This is a genomic window from Brevundimonas staleyi (assembly GCF_041893865.1).
Classification (GTDB): domain Bacteria; phylum Pseudomonadota; class Alphaproteobacteria; order Caulobacterales; family Caulobacteraceae; genus Brevundimonas; species Brevundimonas staleyi.
This window is the reverse complement of sequence record NZ_CP169082.1, coordinates 3,366,171-3,378,896: the sequence shown is the minus strand read 5'-3', so window position 1 is coordinate 3,378,896 and position 12,726 is coordinate 3,366,171. Positions and strand designations below refer to the sequence as shown.

At 67.9% G+C, this 12,726-nt stretch carries 12 protein-coding genes; 5 read left to right on the top strand and 7 right to left on the bottom strand.

The features are described 5' to 3' along the window. From ACETK8_RS17120 to ACETK8_RS17110, 3 genes are read right to left on the bottom strand one after another with little or no spacing between them, the layout of a single operon-like run. Nucleotides 1-273: an Hpt domain-containing protein gene (locus ACETK8_RS17120; protein ID WP_374037021.1), complete on the bottom strand. Its 273-nt coding sequence runs from the start codon at nt 271-273 to the stop codon at nt 1-3. After that, a complete protein-coding gene (locus tag ACETK8_RS17115; RefSeq protein ID WP_374037020.1) occupies nt 270-644 on the bottom strand; it encodes a response regulator in 375 nt (124 codons plus the stop codon). The genes ACETK8_RS17120 and ACETK8_RS17115 overlap by 4 nt, the downstream gene beginning before the upstream one ends. Before the next feature lie 18 nt (nt 645-662). Next, entirely contained in the window at nt 663-3,152 is a 2,490-nt protein-coding gene (locus ACETK8_RS17110) for a CHASE3 domain-containing protein (protein ID WP_374037019.1), read from the bottom strand. A gap of 81 nt (nt 3,153-3,233) precedes the next feature. On the opposite strand from ACETK8_RS17110, the gene ACETK8_RS17105 reads away from it, so the two are divergent. Then, nucleotides 3,234-3,566, top strand: a complete 333-nt coding sequence (locus ACETK8_RS17105) for a response regulator (protein ID WP_374037018.1) — start codon at nt 3,234-3,236, stop codon at nt 3,564-3,566. A 57-nt stretch (nt 3,567-3,623) separates the two neighbouring features. Here the strand turns inward: ACETK8_RS17105 and ACETK8_RS17100 are convergent, their stop codons facing one another. The 3 genes from ACETK8_RS17100 to ACETK8_RS17090 all read right to left on the bottom strand — a co-directional run bounded on the left by ACETK8_RS17100 (nt 3,624) and on the right by ACETK8_RS17090 (nt 7,624). Continuing rightward, nucleotides 3,624-6,032 carry a TonB-dependent receptor domain-containing protein gene (locus ACETK8_RS17100; protein WP_374037017.1) on the bottom strand — a complete coding sequence of 803 codons (2,409 nt, stop codon included), beginning with the start codon at nt 6,030-6,032 and terminating at the stop codon, nt 3,624-3,626. Nucleotides 6,033-6,075: 43 nt separating this feature from the next. Continuing rightward, nucleotides 6,076-7,047 carry a FecR family protein gene (locus tag ACETK8_RS17095; RefSeq protein WP_374037016.1) on the bottom strand — a complete coding sequence of 324 codons (972 nt, stop codon included), beginning with the start codon at nt 7,045-7,047 and terminating at the stop codon, nt 6,076-6,078. Nucleotides 7,048-7,156: 109 nt separating this feature from the next. Then, a complete protein-coding gene (locus tag ACETK8_RS17090) occupies nt 7,157-7,624 on the bottom strand; it encodes an RNA polymerase sigma factor (protein WP_374037015.1) in 468 nt (155 codons plus the stop codon). A 266-nt stretch (nt 7,625-7,890) separates the two neighbouring features. On the opposite strand from ACETK8_RS17090, the gene ACETK8_RS17085 reads away from it, so the two are divergent. The 4 genes from ACETK8_RS17085 (at nt 7,891) to ACETK8_RS17070 (ending at nt 10,771) form a co-directional block, all read left to right on the top strand. Then, entirely contained in the window at nt 7,891-8,685 is a 795-nt protein-coding gene (locus ACETK8_RS17085; protein ID WP_374037014.1) for a glucosamine inositolphosphorylceramide transferase family protein, read from the top strand. 11 nt (nt 8,686-8,696) lie between these two features. Further along, a complete protein-coding gene (locus ACETK8_RS17080; protein WP_374037013.1) occupies nt 8,697-8,840 on the top strand; it encodes a hypothetical protein in 144 nt (47 codons plus the stop codon). Nucleotides 8,841-8,842: 2 nt separating this feature from the next. Further along, the gene (locus ACETK8_RS17075; protein WP_374037012.1) at nt 8,843-10,030 is read left to right on the top strand and encodes a glycosyltransferase family 4 protein; all 1,188 of its coding nucleotides are present in this window, start codon (nt 8,843-8,845) and stop codon (nt 10,028-10,030) included. 141 nt (nt 10,031-10,171) lie between these two features. Continuing rightward, entirely contained in the window at nt 10,172-10,771 is a 600-nt protein-coding gene (locus tag ACETK8_RS17070) for a class I SAM-dependent methyltransferase (protein ID WP_374037011.1), read from the top strand. 2 nt (nt 10,772-10,773) lie between these two features. On the opposite strand, the gene ACETK8_RS17065 is transcribed toward ACETK8_RS17070, so the two are convergent. After that, on the bottom strand, nt 10,774-12,702 hold the full coding sequence (locus ACETK8_RS17065) for an ATP-binding protein (protein WP_374037010.1): 1,929 nt from the start codon (nt 12,700-12,702) through the stop codon (nt 10,774-10,776). Nucleotides 12,703-12,726: the final 24 nt, after the last annotated feature.

Genomic DNA, 12,726 nt, shown 5'->3' with positions numbered 1-12,726 from the left:
TCAGTCCGACGCGGCCTCGGCCAGTCGTTGTTCCAGTAGGCCCAGGTGTTCGGCGTTGGGCGTCCGGCCGGCGACATATTCGTCGTCCACGGCCATGGCGGCCGCGCTGAGGGCCGGATAGCCGAAGGTCCCGGCGGCTCCGGCGATATTGTGCGCCAACCGTCTCAGCTCATCCGCGCCGAGGTCTTCCGTCATCAGGACGCGCAGACGCGCCAGATCGTCAGCGGCGCGCTTTCGGAAGCGCTCGCGCAGCGGGGCGAGCGGGTCGTTCACCAGGCGTCCAGATGATCGCGAACCTGACCCGCCAGGCTCATGGGGTCGAACGGTTTCACGATCACGGCGATGGCGCCCAGGTCCAGAAAGCGGCTCTTTTCCTGGGCCTGGGCGCGTGCGGTCATGAAGATGACCGGCGTCTTTTCATGATGGGGCAGCTGGCGCAGGCGCTCCAGCGTCCCCGGCCCGTCCAGTTCCGGCATCATGACGTCCAACAGGATCACGTCGGGGCGCCAGTCGCTTTCCAGCACGGTCAGGGCCTCCGCGCCGGACGCCGCCGACCGGACCTCGATCTCCGGGTCGATGCCGAGAGACATGGCCGCCACCTCGCGGATGTCCGGTTCGTCGTCGACGTGCAGAATTCTAAGCATCCGCGTTTCCCTCCGTTTCTACTTTTCGTCCTTGGGGCTGGTCAGACGGCGGACCGTGCGGGTCAGGCCGGCCAGCGAGGTGCGGGACTTGGTCAGGACCGCCTCGACCCGGTTGGCCAGGGCGCCGTCCATCTCCTGGGCCGAGTAGATGACGACCGGAACGGTCCGCCCGTGTTCGTCGCCGAGATCGCCCAGCAGTTCCAGACCCGACCCGTCCGGCAGGCCCAGGTCCAGAATGACCAGATCCGGCTTGTTGCGCGCCAGGGCCGCCCGCGCGGCCGCCAGGCTTTCCATGCCGATCATCTCTGCCGTGCCGTTCAGGGCCGCTGCGGTCACTTCAAGAATGTCCCGGTCGTCGTCGACGTGCAGGATCAGCGGCTTCCGGTCCGCCACCCGCTCGTAGATGGCGGCCACCGCCTCGCGCAGCCGGGTCTGGTCGAACGGCTTCTCCATCCAGTCGACCACTTCCAGCGACCGGCCCCGCGCCTTGCCCCGCGCCGTATCGGCCGAGACGACCACGACGGGCAGGTCGCGGGTCTGCTCTCCGGCTCTCAGGGCGCGGATCAGGCTGATGCCGTCGGCGTCCGGCAGTTGCAGATCGACCAGCACAGCGTCGTAGACCCCCGTCCGCGCCGCCGACAGGCCTTCTCGGCTGGTCGCCGCGACATCGGCGGCGAACCCGTCGCTCTCCAGCATGGTGCGCAGCACTTCGGCGGCGTCGGCGTCGTCCTCGACGATCAACAGGCGCGGCCCGTCGCTCTCGATGCTGTTGGCGTTGTCCGAGGCCAGGGGCAGGTCCAGATAGAAGGTCGCGCCCTCGCCCTCGGCGGATTCGAACCACAGCCGTCCGCCATGGCGTTCGGCGATCTCGCGCGCGATGGCGAGGCCCAGGCCCGTCCCGCCCTTGGCGCGGGTGTCGGATCCGTCGGCCTGGGCGAATTTCGAGAAGATGCGGGAGCGGAAACTGTCCGGAATGCCCGGCCCCTGGTCGACGACGCTCAGCCGCGCCAGACGCCGCTCCGGATCGACCGTCACTCGCACCTCACCGCCGCGCGGCGAGAATTTCGACGCGTTGGACAGAAGGTTGGTCACCACCTGGATCAGGCGGTCGGCGTCGCCCCGCACCGGCGCGGCCTCGCCCTCGGCGAGCGTGAGCCTGACGCCCAGTTCGTCGGCATAGCCGCGAACGCCTTCCACGGCCCGCGCCGCCACCTCGCGCAGGTCCAGCGGCGCCATCTCCAGCCGCAATTTGCCGGACTCGATCTTTTCGATGTCGAGGATGTCGTTGATCAGCCGGACCAGTCGCTGGCTGTTCGCCTGGGCGATCTGGATCAGTCGTCCGGCCTTCTCCGGCAGGGCCCCCGCCGCTCCACCGGCCAGCAGACCCAGGGATCCGGCGATGGAAGTGAGGGGGGTACGCAGTTCGTGGCTGACGGTCGAGACGAACTCGTCCTTCAACTGCTCGATCCGGCGCCGTTCGGAAATGTCGCGGACCACGGCCACAATGTGTGTGCCGGTCGGCAGCTGCATGGCGCCCAGGGCCACATCGACCGGGAAGCTGTCGCCGTTCTTTCGCGTCGCCTCCATCTGGCGCAACAGGCCGCCTTCCAGCGCGCCTTGGGACGCGCCCAGCCGTTTCAGGAATTCGCCCTCGCCGTCGGGGGCGATGTCGAGCATCAACGAGATGTCACGACGACCCAGTTCCTGGGCCGAATAGCCGAACATCCGCTCCGCGGCGGCGTTCATCGTCTCCACGCTGCCGCTGGGGTTCAGGGTGATGATGCCGTCGATGGCCCCGTCGAAGATCGCCGACTGGCGCGTCGTCGTCGCCTGCAGATCGTTCAGCATGAGCTGACGCGTGAGCGTATAGCGCCACATCAGGAAGGCCGTCGCGGCCACCGCGCCCAGCAGGGCCAGGAACAGGGCGCCGACCATGAACTCGGTCCGTGCGGTCCGGTCCTGGGCCGCCTTGGCGTAGGCGTCCAGTTCCGCCGCCTCGGTCTCTGTCATGCGCGCCACGATGGTCCGCACATCGTCCATGATCGCCTTGCCGCGCCCCGAGGCGACCACCGCGATACCGGCCGCCGCACCCTCGTTGTCGCGCGTGTCGATGACCCGCTGCATCTCTTCGGTCTTGCGACGGGCGAGGACTTCCAACTGCGCGAAGTCCGCCGCCTGGGCGTCGCCCTCGTCGAACAACTGGGCCAGGGCCAGCATCTGGTCGTCTAGTTGCTCGGTGGCCCGGTCATAGGGTTCGAGGAATCGCTCCTCGCCCGTGATCACGTAACCGCGCTGGCCGGTCTCCGCGTCCTGCAGCAGGGAGAAGACACGTTGAATTTGAGAGCGAGTCTCATACGACCGATCCATCTCGGCGCGCACGGTGCGGTTGCTGCGGAATTCGTTCGCCAATTCCAGACCGACGAAGACGAGCAGCAGGGGGACCAGAATCGCCGCGATGATCGACGGCGCCCTCGATCGGGTCAGTAACGCTTGACGCTGCCCTGTCACGAGCGCGTATCCTGACCGGCGTCAGGACAACCAAGGGAGGCGGCTCGGATGAAGGTCTGCGTCATAGACGACGATCCGTTGATGCTGGAACACGTGGCCGAGATGGTCATGGGGCTCGGATTCGAAGTCGTTACCGCGACCAATGTGGATACGGGACTAAGACTGGTTGAATCGCAAGGTTCGGATGCCGCCGTCGTCGATATCCTGATGCCCGACCGCGATGGCCTGACCTTCATCATGGAGGTGCGGCGCATTCGGCCGGACCTGCGGATCGTCGCAATCTCCGGTGGCGGACGCCTGGGCGCCGGCAGTCTGCTCAGCATGGCGGGCGGCCTGGGCGCCGACGCGACCCTGGTGAAGCCCTTCTCCTCGACCGATCTGTCCCACGCCCTGAGCGCGCCCAAGGCCGGTTAGACGGCCCGATCAATCTAGAGATGCGCCGACTTGCCGTGCGCGATCAACAGCTTGGCCTTATGGTTGCCAACTGAGGGTCAGTCCGATGGTGCGAGGGCGAAGCGGCGTCATGGCCAGCCCTTCGGGCAGTCGGAAAGGATCGCCGAAGGCGAAGGTGTTGGCCTCGGTGTCGAACGGATTGTCCACGAAGGCCGTCGCGGCCCATGACGCACCCTCGACGCCCACGGAAACGCGGCCGGTCATGTAATCTCCCATGCGCGAACGCCTCTGGGCGTCGAAGGTCAGCCGCGAGGCCCCGACATAGGCCACATGGCCGTCCGCGCGCAGGTCCAGGTCCCGCCACAGCCTGCGATGATAGGAGACCGCCACATTGGCGGAGAGGGCCGGCACCCCAGGCAATCCGGCGTCGCCGCGCGAGTTGAAGACCGCGCTCGGCCGGGTGATCTCGGGATCGGCGAAAAGGGCGTTGGTGCGAATCTCAAGACTGGCGACCGGCTGCCAGGTCGTCTCGATCTCCAGTCCCTTGTTGGCGCCGTCCCCGACATTGACCGCATAGGCCAGTCCGCTGGGCAGATACTGGTCGCTCTGGATATTGTCCCAGCGGGCCACGAAGGCCGCGATCCGGGTCCGGAGCGTGCCGTTCAGGAAGAACCCCTTGGCCCCGCCTTCGTAGTTCCAGAGGGTATCGGCCTGATACCGGCGTCCTGGCGACCCGACGGTGTTCAGGAAGGCCTGGCCCGCCGGTCCGGCCGTGTTGAAGCCGCCGGTCCGGTGTCCCTGACTGACCTGGGCGTAGAGGTTCCAGTCCGCGTTCAGCCGGTAGGCGAGGGCCAGCTTGGGCGAGAAGCCCTCGTCGCGGCCCTGTCCGCTGAACCGCCGCTCGAACGCGCCCTGATGCATGATCGAGCCGACGCTGTAGTCGGTGTCGTAGAGCCGTCCGCCGGCCGTGACGCTGAGCCGGGAGGTCAGGTCGTAGGTCATCTCTCCGAAGGCGGCCAGTTCGTGCAGGTGGTCGCTCCGCATCTCGGCGTAGGCCAGAGCGGGGATAGGTTGCAGGGCGGACACCGTCGTATCGGTCCGGGTGTCGTTGACGGACATGAAGACGCCCGCCAGCCAGCGGAACCGCCGGTCGCGGGGCGAGGACAGGGTCACTTCCCCGGTCAGCAGCTCGATGTCCTTGTCTTCGTCCATGGCGCCGATCAACTGGCGCGATCCGAACCGGAACAGGGCAGGGGAGGCGTCGAACCGGCTCTGGAACCGATGCCGGACATAGCCAAGCGAGGCGTCCAGCCGGCCCCAGTCGGCTTGTCCGTCGATGGAGGCGTAGGCGGCGTCGAAGGTGTTCTCGTACGGTTCGCGCACCAGATTGGCCCGGCGGAACGCCCCCAGGCCCCGGATCACATAGTGGGTGTCTTCGGTGTTGATCGACTGATGGACCAGCCCGGCGTCCAGGTTCCATTCCGGCCCGAGCCGCCCCGCGAACGATACCCGCCCGCCCCGACGTCCGCCCTCGTTCACCTGCGGCAGGTTCAGGGCGACGTCGTTGATATAGCCGGAGAATTCCTCTTCATAGGCCACGGCCCGGATCGCAGCCTGGCCGTCGAACAAAGGCAGGTTGACCATGGCCGAATAGTCGCTGTTCCATCCGCCAGAGCGCGTATGCGACCGGGTCGCCGAAACGTTGCCGTAAAAGGCGTCCGGATCGGGCTGACGCGTCACGGTGCGGATCACTCCGCCGATGGGGCCGGTGCCGTAGAGCGTTCCTTGCGGCCCGCGCAGCACCTCGACCCGGTCGATGTCGACCAGTTTCAGGTCCGGGTCCGGCGCGCTGTAGGTGATCGGGATCTGGTTCAGATACAGCGCCACCGTCGACTGGGTCAGGCCCGTGAAGGCGCCGTCCGACATCCCGCGCAGCAGGATCTTGTTCCGCCCCGACCCCAAGTTGGTCACCGTCATGCCCGCCGTCAGGGAGGCGACGCCGATCATGTCGCTGACCCCGCCCCGCTCGACCTGGACGCCCGCGATGGCGGTCAGGGCGGCGGCCACCGCTTCCGGCGTCTCGGAGCGGCGTTCGATGGTGACGACGATGTCGCTGAGGCGCGTTTCGGTCGCCGCGTCCAGAACCTCGACCAGCGCCGCTGGCCAGGCGCTGGGGAGGGGCGGCGGTGGCGGCGCCAAGGCGGTCCGTCCGGCCCGGATCAGGATGGCGCCGTCCGCCCGCACGGCGCCGGAACAGCTTGATCCGGCCAGCAGACGGTTCAAGGCGGCGTTCAACGACATGGAGCCGCTCAAAGCCGTGGCCGTTCCCCGGCAGGCGCGGATATCGCCACCCAGCGAGCGCCGGGTCTGCAGGGCCAGGGTCAGCAGGGCCTCGTCGGCCCGCTGGCGCGGAATGTTCAGATTGTAGGCTTCGGGCGCACGACTTTGCGCCAGCGCAGGGGTGTGGGCCGCGCCGGCCGCCAGCAAGGTCAGGATCGCCCAGGGAGTCGCCGATCGGCGACGCGCAGGTCTACCCGCCGTCACGCGCCGTCAGGCGAATCCCGTCGTTCGCTCGGGTTGCCCTGATCGGAACGAAATCCTGCAACTGTCTCAACATCGTATCCTCGTCGCCGATACGAAGCGCGCCGGTGAAACGGAGCGCCCGGGCGGACTCCGACACATTAACCGGCTTGTTGAGATAACGCGACAGGTCGTCGGCGACCTTGCCCAGTTCGGCTTCCCGATAGACCAGAACCCCCTCGCGCCAGGTGGAGGTCTGCAGAGGATCGACGCTGGACATGACGACGGCCGTCGTTCCGTCCTGCACCATCTGTTCGCCGACGCCCAGTCGAACCGGCTGGGCCATCGCGGCCCCCGAGACGGCGACCAGGCCACGCTGGACTCCCACGGCGAAATGCCCGCCGTGGCTCAGGACGTTGAACGCGGTCCCCAGGACCCGGATTTCATGCTCGTCGGCCGCGATGGTGAACGGGCGCGAGGCGTCGTGCGTGACGTCGAACGCGACCTCGCCGCCGGTCATCTCGACCTCGCGGTCGTGCTTGCCGATGCGGACGCGCAGGTCGGAATGCCGGTTCATCGACAGACGCGACCCGTCCGACAGCACGACCTCGCGCGGAGCGTCGGCGGTGCTGTAGGTCGCGAACCGGCCTTCGCCGCTGATTTCGGGCCACAGGCCGACCACCATCACGGCCGCCGCCGCCGCCGCCGTCGCCATCAGGGGCGCCAGCCAGGCCCGGCCGGAGCGGGCGCCGCGCGGCAGGGGGGCGGAATCGTTCGCCGCGATCGGGGTCACGACGACCTCGGCGGTCGGCTGGTCCTCAAGGGCCACCCAGACCTGTTCGATCAGGTCATAGGCCCTGCCGTGGGCGGCGTCCGCCTCCAGCCAGGTCCGGAAATCCAGCCAGGCGCTTTCCGGCGCGTCGGCGTCGCTTAGCCGGACGAACCAGTTCAAGGCCTGATCGTGGATGTCTTGGGTGGTCATGCGTGCGGAAGCCGGGTTCGCGTCGGCCGCGCCGACGTCTGACCCTTAGACGGCGCCGCCATGGGGGCGCCTCCACCAAAGGTCGCATAAATTTCGCCGATACCCGCTTTCATCGTCCCACCTTGGCGGTAAGGACCTTAAGCGCGCTCATCATGTGCTTTTCAACGGTGCTCTTGGAGACGCTCAGGTTCCGGGCGACCTCGGCGTAGCTCAGCTCGTAGAATTTGTGCAGGCGGAAGATGGCGCGCGTCTTGTCGGGCAGGGCGTCCACCGCCTGCAACAGGATCGCCAGCTTCTCCCGGCCCAGCACGACCGCTTCGGCCGAAGGGGCGTCGTCCAGGTCCTCGGTCGGTCCGGCGACGTGGGCGACGTTGCGCCAGGCGGCGTCGCGAGCTGACGACCGCCGCCCCGACCGCCAGCGATCCATCATCAGGTTGGACGCCAGTCGATAGAGATAGGCGCGGGGCTCGCGCACCTCCGCGTCGGCGTCGATGCCGACCACCTTCAGATAGAGATCCTGCAACAGGTCCTCGACGTCGGCGGCGGGGCCCAGGCGCGCCTGGAAGAAGCGACGCATCGCTTCTCGCTGCTCGAAATAGGTCGTCAGCAACGCGGGTGCTGGCGGCGCGGTCAAAGCCCTGAAATCCTTTCGTCTCCGGTCCCTCCGAACGCCCCAGCGCGCAAGGATTCACCGTGAAGAGGTAATGCCGCGCCGGAATTGATGAGGCAAGCGCCTCGGTCCTTCGGCGGCCTTGATGATTCAGAGCATTTTTCTTTGAGGCGGTCGCCGTGTCGCGACGTCTTTTCTCTGAGGCCGCGATCGCGGCCGTCGATGAGGGCTTGATGTACGACCTTTGGCGTTCGGGTTTCGTCAGACGATCACTCGCCGGCGTTCACGCCGGCGGCATGGTCGCGCGCGATGTGACCTGGCTGCCGGACCAGGGTCCCTTCGCCTATGTCGCCGATCCGTTCGCGATCGAGCGTGACGGCCGCCTGACCGTCTTCGCCGAACATTTCGACTATCGCAGCCGTCGCGGCGAGATCCGTTACTTCCAGTACGACGCCTCGAACGCCTTGGTCGGCGAGGGCGTCGCCCTGGCCGAGCCCTATCACCTGTCCTACCCCTCGCTGATCGAGGACGGCGGCGAACTCTACATGCTGCCCGAGGGCTACAAGTCCGGCGGCCTGACCCTGTATCGCTGCGTCCGCTTCCCCGATCAGTGGGAGCCGGCGCACCGCATCCTCGACGTTCCCGCCATCGACGCGACCGTCGTGAAGCACGGCGGCCGGTGGTGGATGTTCTACGCCCTGCCGGGTCCGGCCGATCGCGCCATGCGCGAACTGCACGTCGCATACGCCGACGCCCTGACCGGTCCCTGGACCCCGCATTCCGGCAATCCGGTCTGTTCCGGCTTCCACGCCTCGCGCCCCGGCGGCACGGCGTTCGAGGTCGACGGCGTCCTGCATCTGCCGGTCCAGGACTGTGCCGAAACCTACGGCGCGGCGATCAATGTGCGCGGATCGAAGCGCTTACTGCGGAAACCTTCGAGGCCTCGGTCGTTAGGAGATGGGACGCCTACGATCTCCTGGACGGCTACGTGGACGGTTTCCACACCCTGTCCGGGCAGGGAGACCTGACGTGCATCGACGTGAAGAGCATCAAGCGCTCGCCCGCCGAGGGCTGGGTCCGCACCCAGTACAAGGTCCGCCGCCTGCTGGGCCTGAATGGCCCACGCGCGCGTCGTCGCTCGACCTCCCAGACCCCCGCCCAGTTCGCCGGACAAAGAGCCTGAGTATGCGTGTCGCCGTCGTCATGCCCCGTGGGTCCCAGATGAGCCGGGCCAAGCCGAACTCGATGGAGACGGTCGCCGGCGCCCTTCTGGCTCCCAGCCGACTGAAGACCCTGACCCACGTGATCTGCGACGCCGGCGCTCCCGATCCGGCCCTGCCGGATCTCGTCGCCGTTCCGGAAGGTCTGGGCAAGACGCGTCGCGCCGACGCCGTCGCCCGCACCCTGGAAAGCCTGAACCCCGACTACGTCGAGTATCACCAGCAGCTGGAATCCTCGGCGTCCCTGGCGCGTCGTCTGCCGGGCCGGGTCCACGTCCTGTACCGCCACACCCGCATCAAGCCCGCGCGCGGCCTGGTGAACCGGATGCGCTACGGCGCCCGTCTGGCCGCCTTCGACCGTCTGGTCTTCGTCAGCGAGGCCGCCCGTGCCGAGTTCGCCGCCGATTATCCGCGCTTCGCCAACCGCGCCTCGGCCATCTGCAACCCGATCGACGTCCGGGGCTGGACCGCCGATCCGACCGACCGCGACAACCTGATCGTCTTCTCGGGCCGCGCCATGGAGGAGAAGGGGCTGGAGCCCCTGTGTCAGGCTCTGGAGGTCGTGCTGGATCGCTTCCCCGACTGGAAGGCCGCCCTGATGCTGGGCGATTTCGAGCGCCATGCCGACTGGGCCGAGCCGCGTCTGGTTCCGCTGGCCCGCTTCGGCGACCGCGTGGCCATCCACAAGTCCGCCTCGCTGGACACGGTGAAGGCCGTCACCCGCCGCGCCGCCATCGCCGTCACCCCGTCCTTCGTTGCCGAGGCTCTGGGCCTGTCGGCGCTTGAAGCCCACGCCGCCGGCGCCGCCCTGATCTCGTCGGGACGCGGCGGTCTGCGCGAAGCCAGCGGCCCCTATGCCGTCTATGTCGAGGATCCGCAGACGCCCGCCCTGGTCCAGGCCCTGACTGACCTGATCCGGGATCCCGCGCGTCGCCTCGAACTGGCCCGCGGCGGCCAGGCCTTCGTCATGGCCAACCACACGCCGGCCGTTCGCGCGGCCCAGCTGGACAAGCTGCGCGAGGATCTGGTGACCCGCCGGGTGCCGCCGCCTCGCAAGAATTCCATGCTCCAGATGATCTCGGCGGCCCTGCCGTCCGGTCGACGCTGGGCCTGGGCGACCTCACGCATTCAGGGAGCCCTGACCGGGACCTGAGTGCGTCACACCATTCCAGAGGCTGTCTCCTGAACGCCCTCTGGATAGATCGGCGTTGTCTCACGGCGACGATCTTCGACGGGCCGGCTGGACTTTGCGTCCATCCGGCCCGAAGTCGTATTCGAGGCGAGGAATCATTCAGTGGGCGCAGGCACGTTTCTGACCAGGCTCTTCAAGGGCGAAGCGGGCGTCACGGCGATGAAGAGCCGCCGCGCGCGCAAGATCCGCGAACTGCCGGACCGCAAGCTCCTGGCCGAGGCCTATATCCCCGCCTTCGCCGAAGAGGCCGGCAAGATCCTGTGGGTCGGTTGCCGCGCCTATACCGCCGACGACTATCCGGTCCTGTCGTCCCAGGGCGGCGAGGTCTGGACCACCGACATCGACCCTGACGCCGCCCGCTGGGGCGTGGAGGGCCGCCACCGCACCGGCGACATCTGCGAGGCCGATGTCCTCTTCGGCGATCAGATGTTCGACGCCATCGTCTGCAACGGGGTTCTGGGTTTCGGCGTCGACGCCCCGGATCAACAGCGTAAATGCCTCCAGGCCCTGTCGCGCATCCTCCGGCCCGGCGGGCGTCTTCTGCTCGGCTGGAACGTCGACAAGATCGGCGACCCGATCGCCGCCGCCCTGACCGAGCCCTGGTTCTCGCACCAGCCGTTCGCCGGCCAGCCCGCGCGCGTCACCTTCGCCGAGACCACCCACGTCTACGACGCCTTCGTCCGCCGACAGCCGGCGGCCTGATCTCAGGCGGCGAGTTCGGTCCGAACGCCCGACACGGCCGCCTCGATCGCGGTGATCAACAGACGAATGTCCAGCGGCTTGGCCACCAGCCCGTCCATGCCGACCGCCAGACATTCCGCCCGGTGGTGGTCCATCGCATTGGCGGTCAGGGCGATGACCGGCGTGCGCGCCCGTCCCTCGGCGGCTTCCATCGCCCGAATGCGCTGCGTCGCGCCGAACCCGTCTAGCACCGGCATCTGCACGTCCATCAGAACGACGTCCCAGGCCTCGCGACGCCAGGCCTCGACCGCCTGCTCGCCGTCCGCGACGAGGGTCACGTCCACCCCCATCTGACCCAACAGGGTCTTCAGGACGAGCTGATTGTTCAGATTGTCCTCGGCCGCCAGGATGCGGATCGCCGCCCCCTGTTCGATCTCGCCGCCGATCTCCTCGGCCGCCTCGACGACCTCGCCCAGATACTCGGCCGGCAGGTCCACGGTGAAGCGAGACCCGAACCCCGGACGGCTCGACACCGCCACGTCTCCGCCCATCAGGACCGCCAGCTGGCGCACGATGGACAGGCCCAGACCCGTCCCGCCGAAGCGCCGCGTCGTCGAGGCGTCCTCCTGGGCGAAGGGCTTGAAGATCCGCCCCAAGGTCTCGTCGTCCATCCCCTTGCCGGTGTCGGCGACCTCCAGCCGCAGACCCTCGGCTGTGCGCCGCGCCTTCAAGGAGACGCCGCCCCGTTCGGTGAACTTCAGCGCGTTCGACACCAGGTTGGTCAGGATTTGCCGCACCCGCGTCGGGTCGCCCAGATAGAGGCCGTCCGCCGCATCCAGATCCAGCGTCAGGTCCAGACCCCGATCCTCCGCCGACGGCGCATAGCCCGCCACGACGCTGGTCAGCACGCGCCGCAAGTCGAACGGCACCGCCTCGATCTCCAGCTTGCCGGCCTCGACCTTGGACAGGTCCAGAATGTCGTTGAGGATGGTCAGAAGGCTGTCCCCGCACTCGGCGATGACGTCCAGACGCTCGCGCTGCACGGCGGGCAGGTCGTCGGCCCGCATGGCCTGGGTCATGCCCAGGATGCCGTTCATCGGCGTGCGGATCTCGTGCGACATGACCGCCAGGAACTGCGACTTGGCCCGGCTGGCGGCCTCGGCTCGAAGCGCCAGATTGCGGGCCTCGGTGATGTCCCAATTGGCGCCGATCAGCCGCTTGGCCCTGCCGTCCGTCGTCCGATAGACCTTGGCCAGAACCTTGATGATGCGGATGTCGCCGTCCAGGCAGCGGATGCGGAACTCGGTGTCCAGCGCTCCGGTCTCCAGCGCCGCTGCGATACTCGCGTTCAGCGGTTCGCGGTCGTCCTCATGCAGGTTGCGACCGAAGAACTCGAAATCGATGGGCCGCCCCGGATCGGACACCCGGAACAGGTCGAACATCTCGGGCGACCAGGACAGGGCGTTGGTCTCCAGCTCCCACTCCCAGATGCCGATCCGCGCGGCCTGCACCGCCAGGGTCGCCCGGTCGGTCAGCCGCTGCCGCTCCGCCTCGCCGGCCTTCTTGGCGCTGATGTCCTGGACGTGTGAGATGAAGAACAGGGGCGCGCCCGCCTCGTCCCGCACCAGCGACACCGTCAGCCGCGCCCACACCCGCTGACCGTCCTTGCGAACGTAACGCTTCTCCATCTGGTAGGAAGGGATCTCCCCGGCCAGCAACTGTTCCAGCAGCGCCAGATCGGCGTCCAGATCGGCCGCGTCGGTGATATCCTGGAAGGTGAGGCCGGCGAACTCCTCGGCGCGATAGCCGAGAAAATTCCTCAGCGCCGCGTTCACGTTCAACCAGCTGCCGTCCAGCCCGACCAGGGCCGTGCCGATGGGCGAGTGTTCGGTCGCCAGACAGAATTGCAGTGTGTCCAGGCCGGTCGGTGCGGTCATCGTGTCGTCGGCCATGGAAATCCCCCTCCATGATCCTGA

Coding starts and splice junctions, on each gene's coding strand:
- ACETK8_RS17075 (WP_374037012.1), top strand. CDS start 8,843: ATGCGTGTCGCCGTCGTCATGCCCCGTGGGTCCCAGATGAGCCGGGCC.
- ACETK8_RS17065 (WP_374037010.1), bottom strand. CDS start 12,702: ATGGCCGACGACACGATGACCGCACCGACCGGCCTGGACACACTGCAA.
- ACETK8_RS17105 (WP_374037018.1), top strand. CDS start 3,234: ATGCTGGAACACGTGGCCGAGATGGTCATGGGGCTCGGATTCGAAGTC.
- ACETK8_RS17085 (WP_374037014.1), top strand. CDS start 7,891: ATGTACGACCTTTGGCGTTCGGGTTTCGTCAGACGATCACTCGCCGGC.
- ACETK8_RS17115 (WP_374037020.1), bottom strand. CDS start 644: ATGCTTAGAATTCTGCACGTCGACGACGAACCGGACATCCGCGAGGTG.
- ACETK8_RS17090 (WP_374037015.1), bottom strand. CDS start 7,624: ATGCGTCGCTTCTTCCAGGCGCGCCTGGGCCCCGCCGCCGACGTCGAG.
- ACETK8_RS17095 (WP_374037016.1), bottom strand. CDS start 7,047: ATGACCACCCAAGACATCCACGATCAGGCCTTGAACTGGTTCGTCCGG.